Source organism: Paenarthrobacter sp. JL.01a (assembly GCF_025452095.1).
In the GTDB taxonomy this organism is placed as follows: Bacteria; Actinomycetota; Actinomycetes; order Actinomycetales; family Micrococcaceae; genus Arthrobacter.
In genome coordinates, this window is record NZ_CP104877.1 from 3,603,600 (window position 1) to 3,628,132 (window position 24,533).

25 protein-coding genes, 1 tRNA gene and 1 pseudogene are annotated in these 24,533 nt (G+C 62.0%); 9 read left to right on the plus strand and 18 right to left on the minus strand.

Features of this window, described 5'->3' with window-relative positions; genetic code table 11:
* Positions 1 to 28 precede the first annotated feature (28 nt).
* Positions 29 to 2,200, plus strand: coding sequence for an alpha-galactosidase (locus N5P29_RS17050; RefSeq protein WP_262275993.1), 2,172 nt, complete (start codon positions 29 to 31; stop codon positions 2,198 to 2,200).
* A 152-nt stretch (positions 2,201 to 2,352) separates the two neighbouring features.
* Here N5P29_RS17050 and aroQ read toward each other — a convergent pair whose 3' ends face one another.
* Both aroQ and N5P29_RS17060 read right to left on the minus strand, forming a co-directional pair.
* Positions 2,353 to 2,817: a type II 3-dehydroquinate dehydratase gene (gene aroQ, locus N5P29_RS17055; RefSeq protein ID WP_262275994.1), complete on the minus strand. Its 465-nt coding sequence runs from the start codon at positions 2,815 to 2,817 to the stop codon at positions 2,353 to 2,355.
* A gap of 129 nt (positions 2,818 to 2,946) precedes the next feature.
* A complete protein-coding gene (locus N5P29_RS17060; protein ID WP_262275995.1) occupies positions 2,947 to 4,131 on the minus strand; it encodes a MarP family serine protease in 1,185 nt (394 codons plus the stop codon).
* Between the two features lie 235 nt (positions 4,132 to 4,366).
* Between N5P29_RS17060 and N5P29_RS17065 the strand changes: the two genes are divergently transcribed.
* The gene (locus N5P29_RS17065) at positions 4,367 to 5,044 is read left to right on the plus strand and encodes a Crp/Fnr family transcriptional regulator (protein ID WP_011775987.1); all 678 of its coding nucleotides are present in this window, start codon (positions 4,367 to 4,369) and stop codon (positions 5,042 to 5,044) included.
* A 133-nt stretch (positions 5,045 to 5,177) separates the two neighbouring features.
* Here N5P29_RS17065 and N5P29_RS17070 read toward each other — a convergent pair whose 3' ends face one another.
* Genes N5P29_RS17070 through N5P29_RS17080 form a run of 3 tightly spaced genes read right to left on the minus strand, consistent with a single transcriptional unit; the run spans position 5,178 to position 6,801 of the window.
* Complete coding sequence (locus N5P29_RS17070) at positions 5,178 to 6,089, minus strand: NUDIX hydrolase (RefSeq protein WP_262275996.1); 912 nt, start codon at positions 6,087 to 6,089, stop codon at positions 5,178 to 5,180.
* A gap of 17 nt (positions 6,090 to 6,106) precedes the next feature.
* A complete protein-coding gene (locus N5P29_RS17075; RefSeq protein ID WP_144663380.1) occupies positions 6,107 to 6,643 on the minus strand; it encodes a RidA family protein in 537 nt (178 codons plus the stop codon).
* A 2-nt stretch (positions 6,644 to 6,645) separates the two neighbouring features.
* Positions 6,646 to 6,801, minus strand: coding sequence for a Sp36 family protein (locus N5P29_RS17080; RefSeq protein WP_011775990.1), 156 nt, complete (start codon positions 6,799 to 6,801; stop codon positions 6,646 to 6,648).
* Here N5P29_RS17080 and N5P29_RS17085 point away from each other — a divergent pair.
* The 6 genes from N5P29_RS17085 to N5P29_RS17110 all read left to right on the plus strand — a co-directional run bounded on the left by N5P29_RS17085 (position 6,800) and on the right by N5P29_RS17110 (position 15,107).
* Complete coding sequence (locus N5P29_RS17085) at positions 6,800 to 9,154, plus strand: transglycosylase domain-containing protein (RefSeq protein WP_262275997.1); 2,355 nt, start codon at positions 6,800 to 6,802, stop codon at positions 9,152 to 9,154. The two genes, N5P29_RS17080 and N5P29_RS17085, sit on opposite strands and share 2 nt — an antisense overlap.
* 3 nt (positions 9,155 to 9,157) lie before the next feature.
* Positions 9,158 to 10,105, plus strand: a complete 948-nt coding sequence (locus N5P29_RS17090; protein ID WP_262275998.1) for a metallophosphoesterase — start codon at positions 9,158 to 9,160, stop codon at positions 10,103 to 10,105.
* Positions 10,106 to 10,272: 167 nt separating this feature from the next.
* The gene (locus tag N5P29_RS17095; protein WP_262275999.1) at positions 10,273 to 12,072 is read left to right on the plus strand and encodes an ABC transporter ATP-binding protein; all 1,800 of its coding nucleotides are present in this window, start codon (positions 10,273 to 10,275) and stop codon (positions 12,070 to 12,072) included.
* Positions 12,069 to 13,901, plus strand: a complete 1,833-nt coding sequence (locus N5P29_RS17100) for an ABC transporter ATP-binding protein (protein WP_262276000.1) — start codon at positions 12,069 to 12,071, stop codon at positions 13,899 to 13,901. The genes N5P29_RS17095 and N5P29_RS17100 overlap by 4 nt, the downstream gene beginning before the upstream one ends.
* A 99-nt stretch (positions 13,902 to 14,000) precedes the next feature.
* Positions 14,001 to 14,077, plus strand: a tRNA-Pro gene (locus tag N5P29_RS17105).
* Between the two features lie 262 nt (positions 14,078 to 14,339).
* On the plus strand, positions 14,340 to 15,107 hold the full coding sequence (locus N5P29_RS17110; protein WP_262276001.1) for a hypothetical protein: 768 nt from the start codon (positions 14,340 to 14,342) through the stop codon (positions 15,105 to 15,107).
* On the opposite strand, the pseudogene N5P29_RS21110 reads toward N5P29_RS17110, so the two are convergent.
* The 13 genes and pseudogenes from N5P29_RS21110 to N5P29_RS17175 all read right to left on the minus strand — a co-directional run.
* Positions 15,024 to 15,914 (minus strand): annotated as a pseudogene (locus N5P29_RS21110) (recombinase family protein); the annotation flags it as partial. The gene N5P29_RS17110 and the pseudogene N5P29_RS21110 overlap by 84 nt on opposite strands.
* A complete protein-coding gene (locus tag N5P29_RS17120; protein ID WP_262276003.1) occupies positions 15,836 to 16,483 on the minus strand; it encodes an ImmA/IrrE family metallo-endopeptidase in 648 nt (215 codons plus the stop codon). The gene N5P29_RS17120 and the pseudogene N5P29_RS21110, both read right to left, overlap by 79 nt.
* A gap of 29 nt (positions 16,484 to 16,512) precedes the next feature.
* Positions 16,513 to 16,911, minus strand: coding sequence for a helix-turn-helix domain-containing protein (locus N5P29_RS17125; RefSeq protein ID WP_262276004.1), 399 nt, complete (start codon positions 16,909 to 16,911; stop codon positions 16,513 to 16,515).
* Between the two features lie 187 nt (positions 16,912 to 17,098).
* Positions 17,099 to 17,413, minus strand: a complete 315-nt coding sequence (locus N5P29_RS17130) for a YlcI/YnfO family protein (RefSeq protein ID WP_262276005.1) — start codon at positions 17,411 to 17,413, stop codon at positions 17,099 to 17,101.
* An 87-nt stretch (positions 17,414 to 17,500) separates the two neighbouring features.
* Positions 17,501 to 18,505, minus strand: coding sequence for a DNA-methyltransferase (locus N5P29_RS17135; protein ID WP_262276006.1), 1,005 nt, complete (start codon positions 18,503 to 18,505; stop codon positions 17,501 to 17,503).
* Positions 18,498 to 19,472 carry a replication-relaxation family protein gene (locus N5P29_RS17140; protein WP_262276007.1) on the minus strand — a complete coding sequence of 325 codons (975 nt, stop codon included), beginning with the start codon at positions 19,470 to 19,472 and terminating at the stop codon, positions 18,498 to 18,500. The genes N5P29_RS17135 and N5P29_RS17140 overlap by 8 nt, the downstream gene beginning before the upstream one ends.
* Positions 19,469 to 21,640, minus strand: a complete 2,172-nt coding sequence (locus N5P29_RS17145) for a type IV secretory system conjugative DNA transfer family protein (protein WP_262276008.1) — start codon at positions 21,638 to 21,640, stop codon at positions 19,469 to 19,471. The genes N5P29_RS17140 and N5P29_RS17145 overlap by 4 nt, the downstream gene beginning before the upstream one ends.
* Positions 21,633 to 21,848 (minus strand): hypothetical protein, encoded by a 216-nt coding sequence (locus N5P29_RS17150; RefSeq protein ID WP_262276009.1) that lies wholly within the window; start codon positions 21,846 to 21,848, stop codon positions 21,633 to 21,635. The genes N5P29_RS17145 and N5P29_RS17150 overlap by 8 nt, the downstream gene beginning before the upstream one ends.
* 165 nt (positions 21,849 to 22,013) lie before the next feature.
* A complete protein-coding gene (locus N5P29_RS17155) occupies positions 22,014 to 22,160 on the minus strand; it encodes a hypothetical protein (protein WP_262276010.1) in 147 nt (48 codons plus the stop codon).
* Positions 22,161 to 22,210: 50 nt separating this feature from the next.
* Positions 22,211 to 22,738 carry a hypothetical protein gene (locus tag N5P29_RS17160; protein WP_262276011.1) on the minus strand — a complete coding sequence of 176 codons (528 nt, stop codon included), beginning with the start codon at positions 22,736 to 22,738 and terminating at the stop codon, positions 22,211 to 22,213.
* Between the two features lie 62 nt (positions 22,739 to 22,800).
* Complete coding sequence (locus N5P29_RS17165; RefSeq protein ID WP_262276012.1) at positions 22,801 to 23,004, minus strand: hypothetical protein; 204 nt, start codon at positions 23,002 to 23,004, stop codon at positions 22,801 to 22,803.
* The gene (locus N5P29_RS17170; protein ID WP_262276013.1) at positions 23,001 to 23,252 is read right to left on the minus strand and encodes a hypothetical protein; all 252 of its coding nucleotides are present in this window, start codon (positions 23,250 to 23,252) and stop codon (positions 23,001 to 23,003) included. Before N5P29_RS17170 ends, N5P29_RS17165 begins: the two co-directional genes overlap by 4 nt.
* Positions 23,253 to 23,261: 9 nt before the next feature.
* Positions 23,262 to 23,567: a hypothetical protein gene (locus tag N5P29_RS17175; RefSeq protein WP_262276014.1), complete on the minus strand. Its 306-nt coding sequence runs from the start codon at positions 23,565 to 23,567 to the stop codon at positions 23,262 to 23,264.
* Positions 23,568 to 23,705: 138 nt separating this feature from the next.
* Here N5P29_RS17175 and N5P29_RS17180 point away from each other — a divergent pair, with 138 nt between their 5' ends.
* Positions 23,706 to 24,488: a hypothetical protein gene (locus tag N5P29_RS17180; RefSeq protein ID WP_262276015.1), complete on the plus strand. Its 783-nt coding sequence runs from the start codon at positions 23,706 to 23,708 to the stop codon at positions 24,486 to 24,488.
* Positions 24,489 to 24,533 lie beyond the last annotated feature (45 nt).

The window sequence follows — 24,533 nt, forward strand, 5'->3', positions numbered from 1 at the left end:
AACTCCAGCTCCTGAAAGCGACTCATACATGCAACCGCTCCATCTCCGTTCCGCAGGTACCAGCCTGGTGATCAGCACCCACCGAGGAGAGGCTGAGATAACCCACTGGGGAGCAGACCTGGGCGATTCCCTGCCCGACCTCGCCATCCTCAACGAGCCCATCCCGCCGTCCTCGATCGACGCCAACGTTCCTGCCGGGCTCCTCCCCCAGGCCTCGTCGTCGTGGCAGGGCCGGCCTGGGCTGCGTGGTCACCGCATCGCAGACGGCGTACCCGGCTTCGACTTCTCGGTGCGCCTGCGCGTGGTGAGTGCGACGATGGACGGCAGTACCGCCGTCGTGCTTCAGTCGGATCCCGACGCCGGTATCACGGTGACCAGCAATGTCACCTTGCATCCGGGCGGGCTTCTGGAACTGAAGCACACCGTGACCAACGACGGCTCTTCGCCTTTCCAGGTGGATGAGCTGGCCACCATGCTTCCGGTGGCGCCGGACGCCGTCGAGCTTTTGGACCTGACCGGGCGCTGGTGCCGTGAGCGGCACCCGCAGCGACGGGCAATCCAGCAAGGTACGTGGGTGCGCACCGGCCGCCACGGCCGCACCGGGCATGATTCGTCGGTGCTGCTGGCCGCCGGGACCGCCGGTTTTGGAAACCGCCATGGCAAGGTGTGGGCCACGCATCTGGCATGGAGCGGCAACCATGAGCAATTCGCGGACAGCGTGGCCGATGGCCGCACCATGGTGGGCGGTTCGGAGCTCCTGGGCGCGGCTGAAGTGGTGCTGCAACCAGGTGACAGCTATACGACTCCGGCACTGTTCGCCGCGTACTCAGACCGTGGACTCGACGGCATCAGCGAGGCGTTTTACAGCTGGTTCCGCTCACGTCCCCACCATGTGGACAAGCCACGCCCAGTAGTCCTCAACACCTGGGAAGCGGTGTACTTCGACCACAATTTGGACACCTTGATCGCGCTGGCGGAGTCGGCTGCCGACCTTGGCGTTGAGCGTTTCGTGCTCGACGACGGGTGGTTCCGCGGGCGCCGCGACGACCACGCCGGGCTGGGCGATTGGTACGTGGACGAGACTCTCTGGCCTTCGGGCCTCACTCCCCTGATCGACGCCGTGACCTCCCGCGGCATGGAGTTCGGGCTGTGGGTGGAGCCGGAAATGGTCAACTTGGATTCGGACGTTGCCCGGGAGCATCCGGAGTGGATCGTTGGCCCTGCTGCCGTGTCCCACAAGGAAGGCGGGCGGCTCCCCTTGGAGTGGCGGCAGCAGCACGTGGTTGACCTCGTGAACCCGGAAGCGTGGCAGTACATCTTTGACCGCATCGATGCCCTGCTGAGGGAGAACAACATCAGCTACCTCAAGTGGGACCAGAACCGGGACCTGTTGGAACACGGTCACGCAGGCAGGGCGTCAGTGCACGAGCAAACATTGGCCGCCTACCGGCTGTTCGATGCCTTGCGGGCGTCCCACCCGGGTGTGGAGATTGAGAGCTGCTCCTCCGGTGGCGCCCGCGTGGACCTGGGGATCCTGGAACGGACGGACCGGATCTGGGCTTCGGACTGCAACGATGCACTGGAGCGGCAGACCATCCAGCGCTGGACCGGCGTCGTGGTTCCGCCCGAACTGGTCGGCGGGCACGTCGGCCCCACCACCTCCCACACCACCGGCCGCACGCACGACCTCTCCTTCCGCGCCATCACGGCCTTGTTCGGGCACTTCGGCATGGAGTGGGACGTCCGGTCCGCTGCGGGCGCCGAGCGCGAGGAACTCAAGCGCTTCATCGCGTTGTACAAGGAGCACCGGGCTCTCATCCACAGTGGACGGATGGTCCGCGCGGATGTCCCTGACGAGTCGCTGATGGTGCATGGCGTGGTTGCTTCAGAGCACGACGGCGGCACTCCCGCAGGTGCCACAGCGGCCCTGTTCGCCGTGGTCAAGACCCGGACGGGCTTGAGCGAACTCCCGGGCCGGGTGGCGATTCCGGGGCTCGATCCGCTGCGTTCCTACCGCGTGGAGCTCCTCTTCCCGACCCCCGCCGACGCGGACTGCGGGCACACGTTTACCGAGGCCAAGCCAGCTCCTTGGTTGGCCTCAGGGGCGGAGGCCAGCGGGCGTTTCCTGGACGAAGTCGGGCTCCCGATGCCCGTGCTGAACCCGGAGCACGCCATCGTGCTGCGGCTCACCGCCCTGTAACGCTCCATCACATCCCACAGGCTTCCCGGGAACCCTCGCTCACATACCAACAGGTTCCCGGGAACCCTCGCTCACATACCAACAGGTTCCCGGGAACCCTCACTCACATCCCACAGGCTTCCCGGGACCCCTCACTCACCGGCGCCGGAGCGCTAGACGGCGTCAGCCAGGTAATCGATCGCCAGCTTGTACCCGAGCACGCCTGCGCCAACGACGATCGCGTTGCAAACTCCGGAGAGGTACGAGTGGTGCCGGAACTCTTCGCGCTGGTGGACGTTGGTGATGTGGACCTCGACGGCGGGCAACTGCACGGCCGCGATGGCATCCCGTAGTGCCACGGACGTGTGCGTGTAAGCACCCGCGTTGATGACGATGCCGACGGCGGTACCGCGGGCTGCATGGATGGCGTCCACCAGGTCACCTTCGTGGTTGGACTGCACACAATCCACCGTGAAGCCATGCGTGGTGGCCGCCGTCATGGCGAGGTGCTCGACGTCGGCCAACGTGGAGGTTCCGTACTTCTCGGGCTCGCGTGTGCCCAGAAGGTTGAGGTTGGGTCCATTGATCACAAGGATGGTGCCGCGACCGGCTTCGGTGGCGGGGGTGGCTTCAGTCATGGCTCCCAATCTATCGCCGCGAGAGAGCGTCCGGGAATTGCGCTCATTAGGTGAGAGAGCGTGCCCTAAAAACAGTCACTATGTGAGAGAGGGCCGCCCAAATGCCCGGGTGATGTGAGAGAGGGCTGGTTACTTGCGGGTGCACTGCCCGGCGGAGACCTGCTCACTGAGGCCTGGGGCCTGCGCCGCCACGGGCTCCACGTCGGTCATGGTCAAGGCGAAGCCCAAGGCCGCATCCGTGGTGGTCTTGGCGAAGATCAGGCCGGCTACCTGGCCGTCCATCGTCAACAGGGGTCCGCCCGAGTTTCCGGGCTGGACATCCCCGGCCAGCTTGTACACCAGCTCCGGCGAAGGATTGTTGCCATAAATATCCGGAACCAGGATCGGTGAAATCCCCTGCACTGTAGCGGGCTTCGACTGGAAGGGACCGCCATGCGGGTAGCCGGCAAACGCTGCCGGGCTTCCACCCGGCAGGTCCGCGCTCAGCGGCAACGGACTGGACTTCAGGCCATCCACGGCCAGCACTGCGATGTCCCGCTGTGGGTCGAAGTAGACCACGCGACCTGGCAACGCACCGCCGTCGGGAATTTCCACAACGGGCTGCGACACGCCCGCCACGACGTGCGCGTTGGTGACGACGCGCCCGGGCGAAACGACGAATCCGGAACCGGTCTGGTTCTGACCGCACTCGAAGGCCGTTCCGGCGATCTTCAGCACGGATTCGGCGGCCCGGTTCAAGGCCGGAGTATCGGTGGACTCGTTGGGAACCGGCACCGGCGTCCCTGGCCCGATGCCCTCAATCAGCTTAGGAATGCCGTCGCCGATCACCGTGGACCGCAGCTGCGCCATGGTGCTCTTGACGGGCGTGGGAGTCATGTTGTCGATGTAGCGGATCACCCGGGACTCGGCCAATTGCTGCGACACAAACGGCACGCCAAGGGAACTGATGCTGAACGCCAGCATGGACATCACCAGCGCGGCCACCACCACGCTCACCACGCCACCGATCAGGCGGTCCGCCGCATGCAACGGCTTGATCCGCACGGCGTGGCGGACTTTGCGGCCAATCATGGTCCCAAGCCCATGCCCCAAAGCGATGAGTACGACGGCGGCGCCCACCGTGGCGGCCAGCCTCCAGCCGCTGTCGGTCACCCAGTTGCTGACGAGCGGCACTGCCACGAATGCGGCGATGGCGCCGACGATGAATCCGGCAATACCGCCCAATGTGACCATGAAGCCGTTGCGCAGGCCATAGATCAAGTAGGACAGGAGCATCAAAATCAATGCCAAATCCAATATCGTCAAGCCAAACACCAATGCTCCTCATAGCCGGGTAGCGCCAATTGTAGTTGTGGACCCTGACAGCCAACCGTTAGTCACATCACCATGGGGTCACGGTCAAAGGTTGTTTTAAGGCGGTCCTTCGGGCCTTGAACGCCGCCAACCCGCGCCATTTCAGCGTTTCACGTGCCAAGTACGTCACAGAAGCTCAAAAATTCTGAAACAATGGCTGGAGCGCCACGACCGAAACTTATATTCAGGAGATTTCATGGACATCGAGGTATTGCGCCGCGCACCCCTCTTCGCCACCCTTGACGACGACGCATTCCGCCTGCTGACGGACGAACTCACCGAGGTGGACCTTTCACGTGGAGCTTCCGTGTTCCGCGAAGGCGACCAGGGTGACCAGCTCTACTTCATCGTTTCCGGCAAGGTGAAGCTCGGCCGTACCTCCCCCGACGGCCGTGAGTCCCTGCTGGCCATCCTCGGCCCGGGCGAACTCTTCGGCGAAATGGCGTTGTTCGACCCCAGCCCGCGTACCGCCACGGCCACCGCCGTTTCCGAAACGCGCCTTGCGGGCCTGAAGAACGAGAGCCTCAACGCCCTGCTCCGCACGCGTCCCGAGGTTTCCGCCCAGCTGCTGCAGGCACTGGCCCGCCGCCTGCGCCGGACCAACGATTCCTTGTCCGACCTCGTCTTCTCCGACGTGCCGGGCCGCGTTGCCAAGGCGCTCCTGGACCTCGCCGACCGCTTCGGCCGTCCGGCCACCGACGGCGTCTTGGTCGCCCACGAGCTCACCCAGGAAGAACTGGCCCAGCTGGTGGGCGCTTCCCGCGAAACCGTCAACAAGGCACTGGCCGAGTTCGTTCAGCGCGGCTGGCTGCGGTTGGAAGCCCGCGCCGTCGTCATCCTGGACATGCAGCGACTCCGCCAGCGTTCGCGCTAAAGAGCTTCACGAAAAAGCCGCCCCGGTTCGACGCCGGGGCGGCTTTTTTGGTGTCTTGGTGAGCGAGCGTTCGGCTCAAGCCGGTGGGATGTGAGCGAGCGTTCGGCTCAAGCCGGTGGGATGTGAGCGAGGGTCAGCGTTCGCGCTGGGGCTCGCCGGCGACGGTGCGTGCGGCTTCGACTTCGAGCATGAGCTGCCCGCCTTCGTCCACCAGCTTGGGCTGATACACGTGCGCTTTGCGCTTGTAGCTCAGGTACGCGATGCATCCATTGGCGTGGGCCATCTTCTCGAGCATGATCTCCGAGCCCGGCACCAAAAGCTGGCCCAAGTTCAGGCCGACGGTGTTTGGCTGGCCGATCTCATCGCCCAAGGCGGGAGTATCGCGCAGGGCAATGGCCTCGGACGCCGACACCCAACGGCCCCACACACCCTTGCTGCCAAGGATGCTGGGCTGCTGGTTCACCGGAACCGTGGCCGCGAAGTACCGGGTGTTGAACCGCGTGTGGGCGAAGTCCGGGCTGAGCCAGTTGACCAGCGGTTTCAGCAGATCGGTCCGCAGGGCAAGCCCACGCTTGGTGAGCACCTCCGTGAAGGACTTCTCCTGGGCGGCTACGGCTTCGCGGGCCCGCATCCACTCCACGGTGGAGTTGGCCTCCACAGTGGAGGAGGCATCCGGACCTGCCAGCAGGACACCGGTCTCTTCGAAGAGCTCACGGATGGCGCCTACCACGTGACGGCGGGCGAGCCCGACGTCGTCCGTCCCCATCTGCTCAGCCCACTGCTGGGGTGAGGGACCCACCCAAGCGATGGGGTCGTCGTCGGACGGGTCCAGGGACCCGCCGGGAAACGCCACGACTCCCAACGGCGAGGAACCAGGCCGGTATCCAAGCCAGGTCTCCAAGCCGGAGGGTGAATCGCGCAAAAGGACAACAGATGAGGCATAGCGGGCGGCCCTGGGGGTCCGCTCGCCGAGCTCAAGCCAGTTTTGTGCTGCCCCTTCGAGTGCGGGGGGCAGTACAAACAGGCGACGGGCAAGCTGCGGCACTTCGGTGAACCGGTTCCTTAGCTGAATTCAGCGATGAGCTCGACCTCTACGGGAGAGTCGAGGGGCAGGACAGAAACGCCGACGGCGGAACGGGCGTGAATGCCGGCGTCGCCGAATACCTGTCCCAGAAGTTCGGAAGCACCGTTGATGACGCCGGGCTGGCCGGTGAAGGTGGGCTCGGAGGCAACGAAGCCGACCACCTTGACGATGCGGGTGACGCGGTCGAGGTCGCCGATGACACTCTTGACGGCGGCCAGGGCGTTAATTGCGCATACGGCGGCGTAGCGCTTGGCTTCCTCGGGATCGACGGTTGCTTCGTCCGACGCGCCCAACTCGCCCAGCGAGACCTTGCCCGTAGCTTCGAGTTTGCCGTTAATAAAGGGCAGCTGTCCGGAGGTGTAAACGTAGTTGCCGGAGACGACGGCGGGCACGTAGGCAGCCACGGGGGCAGCGACCTCGGGAAGGGTCAGTCCGAGCTCGGCCAGACGCTGCTCGACGGCCGACGTCGGGGCGCCGGATTCCGCGGGAGAGGTGGTTTCTGCGGGGGTGGTCATGGTTACTGCTTCTCCCTCTTCAGGTATGCGACAAGGCCTTTGCCATCGGGGCCGCCGACAACCTGGACAAGCTCCCAGCCGTCTTCGCCCCACTGGTCCAGGATCTGCTTGGTGGCGTGAATAATAAGCGGAATCGTGGCGTACTCCCATTTGGTCATGACAGAAAGCCTAGCCCGTGCCGGTAAACTGGAAAACATGGTGACTCGCAAGAACCCCATATTCGACACTGCCACCACCCTCGGAAAGATATTAGGTTTCCTTGGCGTGAGTGCGATCTGTGGCGTCCTGGTGGCTGGACTTCTTGTCCCGGCCGCAGCCGTCTCGGGCAGTGCCGCAAGTGGTTCCATCCAGTTCTTTGACACTCTGCCGGCGGAGCTGCAGGTGGATCCGCCCAGCCAGAACACCACGATCCTGGCGAAGGACGGTACGCCGATCGCCTCGATCTACGCGGAGAACCGGACCAAGGTTCCGCTGGACGCGATGAGCCCGTTTATCAAGGACGCTGTCATCTCCATTGAGGACAGCCGTTTTTATGAGCACGGCGGCATCGACACTACGGGCATCATGCGAGCACTGGTGAGCACCGCCCGAGGCAACAAGCAGGGTGCGTCCACCATCACCCAGCAGTACGTGAACAACGTCATCAACGAGTCATTGGTGGCCTCCGGCAAGGGCGACGACGTCCTGCTCAACGGTGTCAACAAGGGCGTGGGTGACAAGCTCCGCGAAATGAAGCTCGCGATCGCCCTGGAGAAGAAGTTCTCCAAGGAGCAGATCCTTGAGGGCTACCTCAACATCGTCTTCTTCAACCGCGACGCCTACGGCATTGAAGCGGCATCGAAGTTCTTCTTCAGCACCACCGCCAAAGACCTGACTCTTCCCCAAGCCGCCCTGCTGGCTGGCCTGGTGAACAGCCCGTCGGCCTTTGATCCGATCACCAACCCGGACAATTCAAAGGTGCGCCGCGACCTGGTCCTCAACGCCATGTTGGCCCAGAAGAAGATCACGCAGGCCCAGCACGATGAAGCCGTGGCCACGCCGGTCACCACCAAGGTGACCCCGGCCCGCCAGGGTTGTGCCTACGCCTCGATGGCTCCGTACTTCTGCGACTACGTTCTCCACCTCCTGCTGAACAACCCGGCTTACGGTGACACGCAGGAAGACCGCGAAAAGCGCGTCATGCGCGGCGGCCTGACCATTCAGACCACCCTTGACCCGACCGCCCAGAACGTGGCGCAGCAGCAGGTCGACGCCACGGCAGGTGCCAACCCGGACAAGTGGGGTGCCTCGATCGTCTCTGTCCAGCCGGGCACGGGCCAGATCGTCAGCATGGCCCAGAACACCGTTTGGCTGCCTCAAGAGGGCAAGTTCGATCAGACACAGAACTTCAACGTTGATGTGCTCGACGCCAACGGCAACGACCTCAACGGCATTGGCGGGTTCCAGCCCGGTTCCACGATGAAACCCTTCACGTTCGCCCAGTGGCTGAACGAGGGCAAGTCGATGGAAACCACCATCAATGCTTCCAGACGAAACTATCCGCAGAACTTCCCGTGGAAGAACACCTGTCCGACGCCAGTCGACGGCTTCTACGACAGAAACGTGCCTGGCAGTTTCGACCTTCAGAACTCTGACGAGGGTTACTACAGGAACATGACGGTGCTGTACGGCCTCATGAACTCGATCAACACTGCAACGTTCGCCTCTGCGTCACAGGTTGATCTCTGTGGCATTCAAGGGATCGTAGACGCCACCGGCATTCACGGAGGGCTTCCGACCCGAGACGGCACCGGCAAGGTCACGGATCCAAACCCACAGGTGCCTATGACTCGACTGTCTAACCTGATCGGTGCAACCCAGACCGCCCCCCTGACCATGGCCGCGGCTTTTGCAACCTTCGCAGCAGATGGGAAGTACTGTGCACCGATTGCCATTACTTCGGTGAAGGACCAATCGGGCGCTGATCTTCCGGCCCAGTCGTCCAGTTGCAAGGACGCCGTGAAACCTGAGGTAGCCCGGGGCGTGGCCTACGCCATGGGCAAGGTGCTGGATCAAGGTTCCGGCTCGCTGATCCGCCCTGCCTTGAACTCCAAGAACTTCCCTGTTGCCGCCAAGACCGGCACCAACGACACCAACGGCTCCACGTGGGTTGTCGGCTACACCACTGGTCTCGCCACAGCGTCCTGGTTCGGAGACCCGTTGGGTAACCAGTCGCGCTACGGACGCAATCTCACGGTCAACGGCAAGTTCTACGATTTCGTTGACGGTTACATGATCGCCGGCCCGCAGTTCACCAATTACATGTTGGCTGTCGCTCCCGCCTACGGCACAAACCCGTTCCAGCAGCCGCCGTCCAACCTCACGGGCGCACCGACACCGCAACGCAACAACACGCCGTCGAACACGACGCCGTCTACGCCGAAGCAGGCGCCGAACCCGGCGCCGTCCACCGGAACCGGCAACAACGGTAACGGCAATGGAAACAGCGGCGACGCCCCGGGCAAGGACTAACGGGTGACGTTCCGGGATTCGCTGGCAGACCGCGTCCGTTCATTCGGGCGCGGTTTTGCCGTCACTGCTGCCGTGGGCGCAACGGCAGGCACTGCGGCTGCCGCCTACGGCTGGTGGGAGAAGGACCAGTTCGAGGTCCGCCACGAAACGTTGCCGATTCTCCCCGAGGGCTCGGCACCCCTTCGTGTCCTGCACCTGAGCGACATTCACTTTGTCCCGGGACAGGCCAAGAAGACCCAGTGGTTGCAGTCCCTGGCAGACCTCAAGCCGGATCTCGTGGTGAACACGGGCGACAACTTGAGCCACACCAAGGCCATCGACCCCCTCATCCAGGCCTTGAAGCCCCTGATGGAGTTCCCCGGCGTCTTCGTTCCCGGCTCGAACGACTACTACGCGCCGCGGATCAAGAACCCGGCGGGCTACTTCCGTGGTCCGTCGAAACCCAAGAAGGAACCCCTCCAGCTCGACTGGCCCAAGCTCCGCTCCGCCTTCGGCATGAGTGGCTGGATCGACCTCACCAACCGCGCCCAGTCGGTGGTGTTCAACGGTCTGCGGTTCGATTTCTCCGGCGTAGACGATCCCCACTTGGGGCGCGAACGCTACGCCGGCTGGCCCCGCGGCACCGTGAACCAGGATGCCCGGCCGCACCTCAAAGTCGCCGTGATCCACGCTCCGTACCAACGCGTGTTGGACCACTTCACCGAGGCGGGCGCCGACCTGATCATCGCCGGTCACACCCACGGTGGCCAGATCTGCGTCCCCGGCTTCGGCGCCTTGGTCTCCAATTGCGACCTCCCCACGTGGCGCGCCAAGGGCCTCCACGATTGGGAAAGCAACGGATTCACGACGCCGGTGAACGTCTCGGGCGGGATCGGCACCTCCCGCTTCGCCCCGGTCCGCATCGCCTGCCGCCCGGAGGCTGTACTGCTGACGCTGACGCCGCGCAACTAAACCAGCCCGCAACTAAACCCGGGGCAGCATTACGAACCTCAATAACTGGGTCAAACATTTCACCGGAGCTGCGTGGTCCTGTGAAACGAATCACGCCATGGCATAGGGTAGTTGCTACGGGAAACCACCTCCGCACCATCTGAAGATCCAGCTGTTGAGAAGCGGGCATGTCCAAGCAAACGTCATTTTTCACCTCCGTCGGCCGCCTGTATCCCCATGTGCGGCCCATCCTCCCCCGCCTTGTCATGGGCCTCATTTGCGCCCTGCTCGCCAGCATCGTCGCACTCACCATCCCGCAGGTTCTGCGGGTCCTGGTCAACAACTCGTTACAACCCGGCGGTTCCCCGGAAGCAGTCTGGATTGCCGCCGTCGTGATTCTTGGCCTCGGCGTGGCCGAAGCCGGACTGGTGGCCTTGCGCCGCCAGTTCGTGATCAATCCGGCCACCACGGTTGAGACCCGGATGCGTGTGACCCTTTACGGGCACCTGCAGCAGCTCTCGGTGGCGTTCCACGACCGCTGGGGCTCGGGCCAGTTGCTCTCGCGGGCCATGACGGATCTTAGCTTCCTGCGCCGGTGGATGGCGTTCGGCGCGATCATGCTGGTGGTGACGACGCTGACGGTGATCATCGGCGTCGGCGTCATGTTTTCCATGAGCTGGCAGCTGGCGCTCATCTTCCTGGCCGCGGCCGTGCCGATCATGATCAATTCCTTCCGGTTCCGCCGCCGCTTCAGCCTTGTCACTCGACTCAGCCAGGACCAGGCCGGCGACCTCGCCACCACCGTCGAAGAATCGGTCCACGGCATCCGCGTCCTGAAGGCGTTCGGACGGAGCCGTGAGGCGCTGGAAAACTTCAATGGCCAGGCCGAGGAGCTGCGCCAGACCGAGATCGCCAAAGCCAAACAGCAGGCCGGTTTCACGCTGGTGGTCACCCTGCTGCCTGAGCTCGCGCTGGGCGTCGGACTGGTGGTGGGCATCATGCTGGCCGCCAGCGGTCAGCTCAGCATCGGCGCGCTCGTTGCCTTCTTCGCTACCGCGGCGGTTGTGGCTACCCCCGTTGAATTTTCCGGCATGCTTCTGGCGATGGCACTGACGGCAAAGACCGCTCTGGACCGCCACTTCGAGGTCATGGACACCGAAAACACCATCACGTCTCCGGACGTGCCGGTGGTCCCGGTAACCGTCAAAGGCGCCTTGCGTTTTGAGCACGCAAGTTTCGGGTTCGACGACGGCGGCACCCTCCTGCACGACATCACCCTGGACATCCGTCCCGGCGAAACCATGGCCCTCGTGGGCATCACGGGAAGCGGAAAGAGCGCGCTGCTTCAACTGGTCCCCCGCCTCTACGACGTGACGGCCGGCGCAGTGACCATCGACGGCGTGGACGTCCGCAATTACGACATCGCGGAACTGCGCAGGATCGTGGCCGTAGCCTTCGAGGACACCACGCTCTTCTCCAGTTCGGTCCGGGACAACGTGCTCCTGGGCGCGCCGGATCCCAGCGATGCTGCCCTGGACGAGGCGTTGGACGTCGCGCAGGCCCAGTTTGCGTACTCCCTGCCCGAGGGCGTTGACACGCTGATCGGCGAGGAAGGCCTGAGTTTGTCCGGCGGCCAGCGGCAACGCATTGCCCTGGCCCGCGCCATCGCCGCAGCGCCGAAAGTCCTGGTCCTCGATGATCCCCTGTCCGCCCTGGACGTAAACACCGAGGAACGCGTGGAAGCCCGCTTGCGCGAGGTCCTCCGTGAGACCACCACGTTAATCGTCGCGCACCGTCCTTCCACTGTGGCATTGGCGGACCGGGTGGCGTTGCTCCAAAACGGGACCATCACCGCCGTCGGAACCCATACGGAACTGTTGGCCGAAAACGACCACTACCGCTACGTCATCGCCAGCCTGGACGCGGGCCCGAAAGACCTCGATACCGAACTGGACGAGCTCGAAGAAGCTGAGGAGGCCCGCCGGTGAGCGCCACCACCTTTGGTACCGCCAATGAGGACAACACCCTCCTCAGCAAAGCAGACAGCAAAGCCGTACGACGCCGGTCGCTCGCCTTGCTTGCCTCGCTCATCCGACCGGTGCGGTTGCGTTTCTGGCTGACGATCGTGATGGTGGTGGTTTCACAGCTCACCCGGGTTGCGGGGCCGGCGCTGATCGCGTTCGGCATCGACCACGCACTCCCGGCACTTCAGTCCGGCGACAACGGTCCGTTGGTGTTGGCTGGCTCGCTCTACTTGGCCGCCGCAGTTGCGACAGCCGGAATGACCGCGCTCTACGTGACCTCCACGGCCCGGCTGAGCCAGGCGATGCTCCTGGACCTCCGGCTCCGCGTTTTCCGGCACACGCAGCGCCTGAGCCTGGAATTCCACGAGAAATACACCTCGGGACGCATTATTGCCCGGCAGACTTCTGACCTGGAAGCGCTGCGGGAGCTTCTGGATTCCGGCGTCAGTTCCTTGGCTTCGGGCATGCTGTTCATGGTGTTCACCGCTTTCACGGTGTTCGCGTTGGATTGGCGCAGTGGCTTGATCATGCTTGCGGCCGGCGTCCCGATGTTCTTCCTGGCCCGCTGGTACCAGAAGCACTCGCAGATCGCGTTCCGGGAGTCCCGCGTAGTCTCGGCGCGACTGATCGTGCACTTCGTGGAGACCATGACCGGCATCCGTGCAGTGAAGGCCTTCCGCAAGGAGCCCGAGAACGCAGCCCGCTATGGCGAGTTGGCCGAGGACTACCGCAAGAACACTGTCCGCTCGATCAACCTGAACGGCATCTTCCAGCCAGGGTTGGTGTTGATCGGCAACGTCTGCGTAGCCGTGGTCCTGCTGTTCGGAGGCTTCCGGGTGCTCAGCGGCGAGCTCGCGGTGGGTGTCCTGCTGGCACTTATCCTCTCCACCAAGCGCTTCTTCCAGCCCGTTGACCAGATGGCGATGTTCTACAACTCGTTCCAGAGTGCCCAGGCCGCATTGGAGAAGGTCTCGGGGCTGCTTGAGGAAGTGCCCACGGTGCGTCCGCCGAAGAACCCGGTGCCGCTGAAGAGTTCACGGGGTGAGATCGACTTCAAGGGCGTGGAGTTCGGCTACAGCGACGGCCAACTGGTTGTTCCTGCCCTGGACCTGCACATCCCCGCAGGGCAAACCGTGGCCCTGGTGGGACAGACAGGTGCCGGCAAATCCACACTGGCGAAACTCATCGCCCGCTTCTACGACGTCACGTCCGGCTCCATCACCCTGGACGGGGTAGATCTGCGCGACTTGGCTACCACGGACCTGCGCCGCGCCGTGGTGATGGTGACCCAGGAGGCCTTCCTCTTCAGCGGTTCGGTTGCCGACAACATCGCCCTGGGTCGCCCGGAAGCTTCACGCGCCGAGATTGAGGCGGCTGCTGCGGCAGTGGGTGCCCACGACTTCATCATGAGCCTTCCCGAAGGCTACGACACCGACGTCAACAAGCGCGGTGGCCGGGTGTCCTCCGGGCAGCGGCAGCTCATCGGCTTCGCACGGGCATTCCTCGCCGCGCCTGCGGTATTGATCCTGGATGAGGCGACGTCGTCCCTGGACATTCCTTCCGAGCGCATGGTCCAGCAGGGACTGGCCCAGCTGCTGGAGGGTGTCGCCGGCGGGAACGATGCCCGCACTGCCATCATCATCGCCCACCGGCTCTCAACCGTTGAGACGGCGGACAGGGTGCTGGTGGTCCACGACGGACGCATTGTTGAAGATGGCTCGCCGGCCGAGCTGATCAGCGGGGGTGGCCGGTTTGCCCGGCTACACGGGGCCTGGCGGGATTCGTTGGTGTAGTCGTGGCGTCTGGGGCGAGTGTGGCGAGGAACACCCACTCCCCGATTTCGCATCCCGCAGCGATTCAGCTATCCTTGAACAGTTGCTTTCGCAGCGGATCGGGATGTAGCGCAGCTTGGTAGCGCGCTTCGTTCGGGACGAAGAGGTCGCAGGTTCAAATCCTGTCATCCCGACCAGAGTCGCTTTATTCGAACCATGGTTTGAATAGACCGACTTTAGTTTGAACAACAGAGATGGCGTCGAGAAATCGGCGCCATTTTTGGTTCCCCGGAATTGTGCGGCAAGTACGCCTGAATCGTCCAAAAACGGCCCTATTTGGGACGATCGGGACGATCCTGGACCAGATACCGCCTGTGGCGTTTTGGACGCGCGAAAGGCGATCTGAGCGGCGAAGATGTCGTCAAAGGGTTCGTTGAGATCCGCTCCCACCGCGCCGTCGTGATGGACAAAGAATCGCAAGAAGAAGGATTCGTTGAGGAGCCGCCGAACCTTGTCTGTCGCCTTCTCGTAGTACGCCTTCGGGTCTGCAAGCTGATCGAGCGCATTGGTCAGCAGCTGGCCACCAACGGCAATCTCTTCGCCGATATTGGCGAGACTGTCTTCAATACGGGAACGTTGCACACGCAGCTCGTGCATCTTCTCGCGAACCTTCGATACAGGCAGGATGCCGTCAGCAGCAACGTCGACGAGGCGACTCTCCTTGGCTTCGACCTCCTTCAGTTGATTGGTGTAGCGCGCATACATCTCCTTGATGTCCTTCTGCTCACCGAGAAGGGCCTCTTCCAGTCGCCTGCGCACATCCTGTTTGAAATCCTCGTCGAGAACGAGTCGGCCGTAAGAGTCGGCCACACTGTCCTCGACCAGATAAGCGGGCAGATACGGAAGGTCGCACTTGCCCTCCTGGCGAGCTCTGCAAAAGAAGTATTCGTGAGGGGTGCCCCCTCTCCCCTTTACTTTCGTATAGATGACACGGCTCTGTCGGCCGAGCTTGAAGCACTTGCCGCAGTAGAGCATGCCTTTGAGGAAGTGGTTGTGGATGCGGTCACGCGAGCCGGCACCACTCCGGGAGTTCAAAATATCTTGCACTTGATCGAACAAGTCTTGGCCAATGATTGGCTCATGCCGTCCGGGATAGGCGTCGCCCTTGTAGACGACATACCCGACGTAATACGGGTCCTTCAGCATCTGATGCAGCTTGCTGGCTGAGACGGGCCCTTCAGGGAACCGTGCGGTCTGGCGATTGGTTAGGCCGAGATCCGCCATCGTCGCTTCCAGCTGTTCAATTGAATAGAGGTTAGTGGCGTACAGCTCGAAGGCCTTGAGGACGAGCGGTGCCCTGACATCGTCGAGCCCAACGCTGTTGATCATGCGCCCGTCGATGTCCTTGCGTATGTTGAGGTATCCGAGCCGAGCCTTACCCAACGTGCCGCCATTGATTGCTTTGTTGCGCATCTTGATGCTGATATCTTCACCGCTCAGCTGGTTCTGTACCTGGTTCATGATGTCGGTGACAGCTTCCATCGCGACGGCGTAGGTCCCTTCACCAAAGTCCTCACGAGCAGACAATAGGCGCACGCCGAGCTTATCGAGATGACGCCGCGTAATCGCTGCGTCCGTGAAATTACGGAAGGCACGCGAGCGGGCGTAGACGATCACGTAGTCAACGTCTCGGTTGTTTTGCAGGAACCTGAGAAGGGATTGAAATACCGGGCGCTTCTCGATGGTCTGAGCGGAGACGCCCGGCTCAACAAATTCCTCAATGATGTCCGCGTTGACGGCTTCCGCCTTCTGCTCGCAGATGTCACGCTGCGTGGCGATGGAATTGCCATCCTTATCGATATCACTGGCAGTTTGCGTTTGCTTCTTACTTGAGACGCGCAGGTACAGAACTGCCTTACGCGGTCTCAGTGCTTCGACTTCTTCAATCGTCATCGTCAAACTCCTTGTATTTGGGTGCGGCGATTCATGCGGTACTGCCATGAACGGGAGAATGGGGTGCTTTGCGGCGTGCATCGCGGCGCAGGTTCGACGATGCCCGTCTGGCGCAGGCGTACGGTCATCGCGGTTTCGGAAACCTGGAAGTAGTCGGCGAGATCAGCCGTACGCTGCATACCGCCGTAGTACGCGCGCTTCAGTAGCTTTTTGGGAACCAGCAGGCAGCCGGCGAAGTAATCGGCAGCCTGCTCAGCCTGTTCGGCTGGGGTGGCATCACGGCTGCCGATGTATAGAGCGTCGGCGCGGTTGTGGTCGATGATGTGCTTGTACTCGTGGGCCAAGGTGAACCGCTGGCGGCAGTAGGGTTCGTGCTTGTTGAGCTGAATGATCCAGTTAGTGCCGTTCCAGAAGCTGGCGCCTGAGACCGGAGCGTCTACGATCTCGATTTCAATCTTTGGCAGATCGGCGATGAATTCAACCGGCACTGGACCAGTCTCGATCCGATGGAGCTCCAGCAGTCGGGTGGCTTGGTGTTCGGCGACACGCTTGGCCTCTTCCTGGGAACGAACTTCCCTGTTAGGAATAAGGCCTCGGAGAGTAGCCAGGACGCTCCGTTCGATATATGTAGAAATATGTTCGTTGGTCATGGCTTTCTCCTTTCTGAGAAGTCGTTGCGTTATTCGTCCTCGCCTGGGGCTGGACCGGTATTTATATCGATGCCATGCCGGGCGGCGACATCACGGAAATGGTCTTCAATTTCACGGACTGCGCTGTCGGGCATATCTTTGAACTTCGTCCGGAGATACGGACTGAGTGTCGGGAGGTCGGAGCCGCGCAGCAGACTCGACTCCGCCAGGATGTCGGTGAGCGGAAGCTGGAGAACGTCAGCGATGGCACGCAGGTTATCCATGCGAGGATTGGCGATTTGCCCCAACTCCAGCCGCGTAATGGTGCCTTTGGCCACGCCTGCCTGTCGGGCAACCTCACTGGCTGAAAGGCCAAGCTTCTGACGCTGAGTTCTGATGGTTTCAGCCAAGCCTTGTATATCTTTTTCCTGCATTTCTTCTGTCTCCAATTTCTGTTTGTATTATGAATCGCCCGTTCAATCCATTCAACGATTTAAGCGAATTCCACAACAGAAATTCCGTCAAGAAAGGAAGGACTTCCTTAACCGTTCCAAGGGGTCAATAAGGGTGTCCGGCAAGGACAGCGGAGGCGCTCTGACGAGTGCGGCTCACGCTGTCCCTGCCGATGGTCTCGAACTACCGTCCGCGAGCGGGGCGAGTTTTAGTCGCTTCCGAATCGCCACCGAACAACTGCGCGATCGCCTCACGGCGAGCAGCAGCTTCGCGCTCGATCTCCGCCATGGCGGATTCTGCCTGCGAGGCGAGATCCGTGCTGCCCTTGATGCCGTCAATGTGTGCCATCAGGGCCTTTCTGATCTCGTCGGTGATCGTGCTGTTCCGCAGCTGAGCAATCAGCGTCAGTTGGGTGTGGACGTCCGGTTCGAGCCGGATGGCAAGAGTTTTGATTCCTGCCGGATTCTGGCGATCGCCGCCAGTGATGGGTGTCGTCATGACAACTCCTCGGTGTGTGCGACCGGCGAGACTCCCCGGTGGAGTCTTCGTCACCAGCCGCGGTGCACCGATGAGGCTTCGACCGAACTACACGCCAGGCGGCGATCGCGGGCGCGCTGCGGCAATGCGGGCCCGAGCTTCTTCGGCAAACGTTGGATTGAGCTCGATCCCCACCCAGTGCCGCCCCAGGGCTTCGGCGACGACCGCTGTCGAGCCACTCCCCATGAAGGGGTCAAGGACGATACCTGGCTCAGAATCGCCAGCATGCCCACATGTTGCCTGAAGAGCTAGGCGCGTGGCTGTTGCGCCAAGCCGGCGAACCGGACGCCGCCAAGGGGCACGGCAGATTGCGCAGCGAGCCTCAGGAGTGCCGGCTTGGATGCACTGCCTAACGAGAGGCTCTGGGAACGTAGCGTGATGGCTTCCCTTGCCTGCAGACGTGGCGATCGTCCACACGTCGCCGGGATTCTTACCTAGCGGATGCCCGACGCTGCCCAGCGCTTTCATAGCTGCGAGGCCGGTTGTCGAGTCAGCGTTCGGCCCGCGCCACCGCTCCTTAGCCGGGCGACGAGTTCCAGGGCGGGGTGGCTTACCGGAACGTGAACGGTGCGGCCTCCGAATGGCGTCCAGATCGAAGTGGTAGCGGCCTTGCTTTGCAAACAAGTAGATGACCTCATGAGTGGCAGTCAGTCGGTCTCCCACACTGCTCGGCATCGGGTTGGGCTTGGCCCAGATGATCTTATTCCGCACTATCCAGCCGTCCTCCTGCAACAGCTGGGCGACGCGCTCGGGAGCCAGTAGCAAACTTTTCGACGGCGCACCTTGGCGAGGGTGGTTGGCGTAGGTATCACCGAGGTTGAGCCAGAACGTACCCGTCGGCACCAGCACACGGCGAACCTCGCCAGCCATCACCCGGATGGCCTCGGCCCAGGAATCGACGTTCGCCTCCAGTCCAAGTTGTCCGTTCGCGCCGTAATCACGCAGCCGGAAGTACGGCGGACTCGTCAGACACATATCAACCGAGTCCGACGGAAGCTTGCGCAGTTCATCCAGGGCATCGCCGACATACAGAACATTGACCGGCTCACCCATGACGAACCTCCTGGACCAGCTGCGCCGCCACCTCCTCAGCTGCCGTCACGCGGTAAAGCTCCGGCGTGAGCCTGACGCCTCGCGTCAGTGAGGCCTGCAAGGTTTGCCGACGTCGCTCGGCGATGTCGGGACGATAGGCGCCCATCACCCAGACCACGCGGGGAAAGCCGCCGAAATCACGCTGCTCGATACCGGTTTGGTAGTACGCCTCGTACTGCTGACACTTCCGCAACACCGTCGGTAGGCTTTCGTGGCCAAGGTCGATTTCCACGAAGAAAGCTTTGACATCCTCATCTCCGGGGCGGGCAGCGAGCTCAACGTACAGGTCAGGGCGCAGCACCTGAGTGCCGCCGAGACGGTCGATAAATGGGCGGCGAGCCTCCTTCTCCGGCGCCACCTGTACCACCTCTGCACCTAAGGCACCTGCCGCAGCTTTGATGCCGACTGCCACGTAAGCAATTGCCAGCGTGTGATCCAAGAAGCGCGCCGATGGTTCCGGGAAGCGTCGGCCCCGACGGCTGGAACCCCCTTGCTGCTGCAGACGTTGCCCGGCCGTGTCGACGAAGTACACCAGCCCCTGGGAGCCAGCCCGAACGCCACCCACTCGACGAGTGAGGACACCCAAAACACGCTCCCGGCGCAATCGGACCAGAACACGGCGACACGTTCGCCCACCTGATTCTGCCGAGGCATGGTCGTTGAAGTGCAGCGCCTCTATGTGTTCGGCAGTCAGGAACCGGAAGCGCTCGACAGACGCCAGAACGGCAAGGTCGCGGTCACTGAGTCGAGCTTCGACGGCACGCAGACGACGCTGGGTGGCACGCGGGGCTGCATGCGACTTGATGCTAGCGGAAGCACCATTATTCGGCGCCACTAATGGCAGGGATTCGCCGTCGAGCTGCGACGATGCCCCTTCTGGATCCGACGCGAACGGGTAGCCGACCGGTAGTGCATCTTTTGACGTCATGGCTGGCTCCTTCTGCGTCGCCCACTGGTCGCCTCGTCCTCTGCTGATGGGCGAAGGACACTCCGAAGCCCCTGCTCGATAGCCTCCGTGGACTGACCGAATTGTTTACGACTGCGCGTCCGGATCGTGCCAGGAGACGACGTTGGCTTCGGCACGGTGAGCGTGGCTCCTGATGCCCAGTCAGTGACCGCACCACTACGGACAAGCTGCGCGTAAATGTGACGTGCCGGCAACGCCATGAAGTCTTCCGGTTCAAGTCCGGGAGCCATTGCAGCGGCAGCCTTGGCGTCACGTGCGGCAAGTTGGAAGAAAACGCGAGAGCGGCAATTGGCTTCAAATGCGGTGCGCATGCTTGAGGGCAGCTGATCTAAATACTGATGCGCCACGTGAAAGGCAGCGCCCAGACCCCGGGAGGTCGCCAGTGCATCACCGATGTCAGTCGGCAGACGAAGGTACTCCTGGACCTCGTCGAGGTAGACCATGATCGGATGGCGATTGCTCGTCGGAAGGCTGGCACGTTCCTGTATGGCCTGCCAGAGTTCAGCAACCACCATAGCTCCAAGTATCTGGGCAGCTTCGGGCCCTAACACTCCCTTCTGAAGCGGCACGAGCAGAATCTTCCGCTCGGTCAGTACCTGACGGACGTTAAAGCGGGGCGTCGGCTGTGCAAGGACATGGCGCAGATGCGGGTCTAAGAGCGGGCGCAGCTTGTTCATGAGCGGAGCGGTGACCTGGCCACTTGCCTCAGGCGACAGCTGCTCATACCAGTGCCAAAATGGCCCTGCCGAGAACGGGTCGCCGCCAGCGATGTGCTGCGTAACTGACTGCCGGAACTTTTTGTTGTTGAGCAAAATCGGCAGCATAGCCAAGCTCGCATCCTTGCGCTGAGCCAGCACCAGCAGTGAGTGCCGCAGGATGTCAGAGCTGCGCGGACCGAGCTGATCACCGTAGAGCGCGTGGAAGGTGCCGAACAGTTGATCCGCGACAAGCGCGGGGCTGCGGCCGTGGCCGTCAAGCGGGTTGATGCCGACCGGTTCACTGTCGAGTGGGTCGAGCACAACAACGTCGTCTTGACGGTCGGCAGGTACATGCTTGAGGACGTCGCGAATGAGATCCTTTGGTTCGATCACAACGCAGCTCCGCCCTGCGGCCATGTCATCGATGATCAGCGATAAGAGCATGGAGCTCTTACCCACCCCAGTCGGCCCCATAGCCCAAACATGGTGGCAGCTATCGGCGGGCGATAAACCTAGCCGGACACCTGTGGATCCCGGCGCCGTCGCCGAGGCGATGATGCGATCCGTGGATGACGCCGCGAATGAGGGTCGGATCTGCCTCGGATGAGCTGGTGACTGGCCAGGGTAAGCCACAGGTCCCTCACCAATTGGCCATGCGCTAAGCATGCCGACTTCAATGGCAGATAGGCGCTGCCCAAAGGCGAAGCGCGGCCACTCAGAACTCGGGTGATTGAGCTTCTGGGTATGGTCAAAATCCACTTGAAAACGAAGTCCTGGCGCCACCATGGAGCGAAACGCGCTGACGACGCCACCAATAAGCGTTCGGCGACGGTCCTCCTCTCTGGCCCTGACGCCTATGCGGACATAGCTCGCAAAGCCATGCTCACCTTGCTTGTTTTCAACGCCACGGGAAACGCCACGACGCTGCTCCGGCTGGATGCCCCGAAGCACCATGGAAGCGATGCCCTGGTCGACCTGCGGTATGGTCCGGGGCGTCAGCTGCGGCGCAAACCTCGGCCCGAGGACAATCTGGATCACCAATCTCTCGTCGCCTTGGACGGCCGCCAGACTCGCTAGGAGAGAGCGTGTCGAGCCCTCCGCAGATCGAGGCTCTAGTGATTGGACAGGCGTGTTGACGCGCACTCGACGAACAGCTTGCGCCGGTAGCCGTTCGCCATCATCAGCAACCACGATGGTTCCAGCGACAAGGCGTTCGATGTCGCGGCGGATAGGCGAGGCATGCCGACGCTGAGAACCAACAAGGTAACGGATGCCAAGGCGGGTAGCCCGGGCTTCCAAGATAATTTGCGGTGCGTGGCTTTGCGCGCTCCATAGACGCAGCAGGTTGATAGCTTGCTCATCCTCAAGCGGACGCGGCCAGTGGATCTCCTGCCACACCAGCTGCCGAAGGACGGATTCAGGACTACTCATCAGCAGCGTCCTCCGGGCGACGCTCGGCGCTTTTCTGCTCGTGTTGGATCTGCGCTTCCCGCTCGGCTTCGGCCTGAGTCATGGCAATAACAGCGCGGCTCAGTTTCCGAAGATCAGGACGATCACGTTGCACGCCTCGAACAATGATCTTGCCGTCACGATGTGACGTAGTAGTGCGCCTCCGGCTTGGCTTTCGTTTCATGGACATAGTTGTTTCCCTCCTTCCTGCGGTGTTGTGGTTTGCCGCCAGCGTTCAACAAATTGAACGATGTCTGAGGTTTAGTATGCGTTCAATAAGTTGAACGTTCAACGGTTTTAGCGCAAACCACAACACCGATTGGAAGAGCTCTGATAGAGATTAGTGGCGACGGAATTAATACCGATTGCGCCGGTACTGAACGACTGCCCAGACCGCCCAAATGATCGATGCCACACCCACGCAGACAACCAGAAACGGCAGAATCGACTGCAGCACCTGCGTGGCGCAGTACAGGGCAATCACCGCCAACAGCACGGACATGCAGGCTCCTATCGCCCGGTCAAACCAGGACCGAGGGGTCGGATCGACGCTCACTGCTGACGCTCCATTTCTAGGTAAATGCCGGTGTTCAGACCATGGCGCACACAGTCCAGCGCGAACTGCAGCTGGTCCCCCACGTACTGCTTGGTGACGGCGTAGAACACAACCTGGCCGACCGCATCTGCCTCAAAAAGGTGCCATTCCAGATCGTCACGACTAAACCCGGCGCGCGCAAAGCGCCGCATCAGCCAGCGAGCCAGCGTGAACTCATCCGGCGATGAGAAGCTCAGCTCCTGCTCAACATGGGCGACGTCATGGACGTAGCGGTACGCCATGTTAACGTCCGGTAATCCTAAAACGACGCTGCTGCTGTTCTCGTTGGAAACGGGCAGCGGACGTCCTTCCCTATGCGAAACGGCGAACGCCTCACGGAGTTCCCTGTACTTCTCGGGAGCGTCAGCAGCCGGCTCCCACCCGAAAAATAGGCGCTGCTCAATCTGGTCGGCCTGATCAAGAACGTAGTCGCTCAGGCGGCGCTGGGCGTCCACGAGTTCAGACGGCGTAAAGGTTTCGGGCATGACAAATAACCCCTTTCTCGAGGCATATTCAAAGTGACTGAGACTAGGACGAGCCGCCCGCTCTAGCGGCGGCGTATGTCCCTGAGCGCTTGGTGATACAGCGCCGTAAGTCGCTCAGCGGCATCGTGGGCATCCCTGGCGATGCTGGCGGCGCGCTCCCGCGAGGATGGGGACTGGTCGCGCCAGAAGTCAGCTGCGACGAGATAGGCGACGCCAATTGAGGCGGCGCAGGTGATCAGGATGGCAATCCAAAAAATCGCAGTCATGGCCGTTGTGGCTGCTTCGGCCATGTCTCAAGCGCGGTCAGCGCCAGAGCGGACATCTGCTGCGACACCAGCCGCAAATGCCGCGCTGTTGCTGGTGCGTATGCGGCCGCCCCTCTCGCCGCGCCGTCCAGTTCGTCGACTAGGGCCGCGACCCGTCCTATGAACAGCCGGACAGCGGCTTCATGCTGGAGAACCTGCGGCTCTTCGCCCCCAATCGGCTTCAGCAGGCTTACAAATTCGTGCTTCACGTCGCACCCCTACCGCTGGAACCGGCGCACTTCCCACGCCGCATACTCGGCGAAGGAATCCGCAATGTAGTTCAGTCGCTCGGCCGCCCGCGGGTCGCCATTCGCCTGAAACTCGGATTCACGGCTGAGCATGCTGGTCAGGTGCATACCCGTAGCGGCGACAAAGCCGGCAGCCTGAACGCGCGCCGCCGTGACGAGCCCGTTGGCCACCTCGGCATTCTGACGCCGTGCCAGCCCCTTGGCTTCACTTCGTGAGAACGATTCCGGTGCTGCTAATGATCGCCCCTGCTGCGAACTCGGAATGAGGTTACTCATGTCCCTGCCTTTCATTTACTGATTTGTGCGATCAGCAAGTGCTGATCTTGTACCAGCTTCAGCGGCGGGAGCGGGCGTCCGATAGGACAGATGATGGGCAACGAGTGGGTACATTTGGATGCGAGAGAAAGGCCGCTAATGGAGACGCAGCTTGTACCTCCGTCTCTGGAGGACATCACCAAGGCACTGCGCCCCATCGTCGCGGCGGGCCTCCCAGTTCGCCCCAATTTCAGCGACGAAACACTCCTAGCCTTGCGTGGGGTGGTTGCCCGCAGCATAGATCCGGACGATCGACTCAACCGCGTAAAGGCCCTTCAAGATCTATTAGCCCGTCTTCTTCTGCACTTCCCCAATGACCAGCTAGGCGAGTCGGCGCGAACTCTATTCGGCCTCACGCCGGGCACTCGCGGCAAAAACCTCACTGCTCGTCGCCAACAGGCCGCGGACGAAGCCGGCTACGAATCAGAGCATTTTCGAAAGCGCGTCGAGCCGCAACTTCTTCAACAGGTCGCGTGGCAACTACATCAGGATTCGCAAAACTACATCCCCCGATCCAGGGCAACACCTCCGCCGCTGGAGAACAGTGGTGATACGCCGACACTTAGGTGGGGAGACGTATCCAGCAAGGACGCATCAGAGCATCAGGAGCAAATCTCACGGTTATGGGCTCATGTGTATGCTCTCCGCGCGAACATTCTCCGGGTAGAGCGGTTGAAAGTCTGGCCATTTGACCCCTCTGAGCCAGCGACAAGTGAAGAAAAGCTCCAACAGGCCGTGGCCGCACGGAACCGAGAGGTTCAGGTAGTGAAAATCCTCATCCAGCGCTACATACAGACTTACGGCCAACGTATAGAGCACGGCGACGCGGAGTTCAACGCGGCAGCGTTGCTGCGCCTTGCAGGGTGGTCCCAGGATCTATAAGATATATGCCCCTTGTGGTATACTATAGGCCAGTTAGCGGGGCTG

Bases quoted from the DNA above. Each gene is read 5' to 3' on its own strand.
- N5P29_RS17050 (WP_262275993.1), top strand. From the start codon at position 29: ATGCAACCGCTCCATCTCCGTTCCGCAGGTACCAGCCTGGTGATCAGC.
- aroQ (WP_262275994.1), bottom strand. From the start codon at position 2,817: ATGACTGAAGCCACCCCCGCCACCGAAGCCGGTCGCGGCACCATCCTT.
- N5P29_RS17065 (WP_011775987.1), top strand. From the start codon at position 4,367: ATGGACATCGAGGTATTGCGCCGCGCACCCCTCTTCGCCACCCTTGAC.
- N5P29_RS17075 (WP_144663380.1), bottom strand. From the start codon at position 6,643: ATGACCACCCCCGCAGAAACCACCTCTCCCGCGGAATCCGGCGCCCCG.
- N5P29_RS17085 (WP_262275997.1), top strand. From the start codon at position 6,800: ATGACAGAAAGCCTAGCCCGTGCCGGTAAACTGGAAAACATGGTGACT.
- N5P29_RS17080 (WP_011775990.1), bottom strand. From the start codon at position 6,801: ATGACCAAATGGGAGTACGCCACGATTCCGCTTATTATTCACGCCACC.
- N5P29_RS17095 (WP_262275999.1), top strand. From the start codon at position 10,273: ATGTCCAAGCAAACGTCATTTTTCACCTCCGTCGGCCGCCTGTATCCC.
- N5P29_RS17120 (WP_262276003.1), bottom strand. From the start codon at position 16,483: ATGACCAACGAACATATTTCTACATATATCGAACGGAGCGTCCTGGCT.
- N5P29_RS17130 (WP_262276005.1), bottom strand. From the start codon at position 17,413: ATGACGACACCCATCACTGGCGGCGATCGCCAGAATCCGGCAGGAATC.
- N5P29_RS17135 (WP_262276006.1), bottom strand. From the start codon at position 18,505: ATGGGTGAGCCGGTCAATGTTCTGTATGTCGGCGATGCCCTGGATGAA.
- N5P29_RS17140 (WP_262276007.1), bottom strand. From the start codon at position 19,472: ATGACGTCAAAAGATGCACTACCGGTCGGCTACCCGTTCGCGTCGGAT.
- N5P29_RS17145 (WP_262276008.1), bottom strand. From the start codon at position 21,640: ATGAGTAGTCCTGAATCCGTCCTTCGGCAGCTGGTGTGGCAGGAGATC.
- N5P29_RS17150 (WP_262276009.1), bottom strand. From the start codon at position 21,848: ATGTCCATGAAACGAAAGCCAAGCCGGAGGCGCACTACTACGTCACAT.
- N5P29_RS17155 (WP_262276010.1), bottom strand. From the start codon at position 22,160: ATGTCCGTGCTGTTGGCGGTGATTGCCCTGTACTGCGCCACGCAGGTG.
- N5P29_RS17160 (WP_262276011.1), bottom strand. From the start codon at position 22,738: ATGCCCGAAACCTTTACGCCGTCTGAACTCGTGGACGCCCAGCGCCGC.
- N5P29_RS17165 (WP_262276012.1), bottom strand. From the start codon at position 23,004: ATGACTGCGATTTTTTGGATTGCCATCCTGATCACCTGCGCCGCCTCA.
- N5P29_RS17175 (WP_262276014.1), bottom strand. From the start codon at position 23,567: ATGAGTAACCTCATTCCGAGTTCGCAGCAGGGGCGATCATTAGCAGCA.
- N5P29_RS17180 (WP_262276015.1), top strand. From the start codon at position 23,706: ATGGAGACGCAGCTTGTACCTCCGTCTCTGGAGGACATCACCAAGGCA.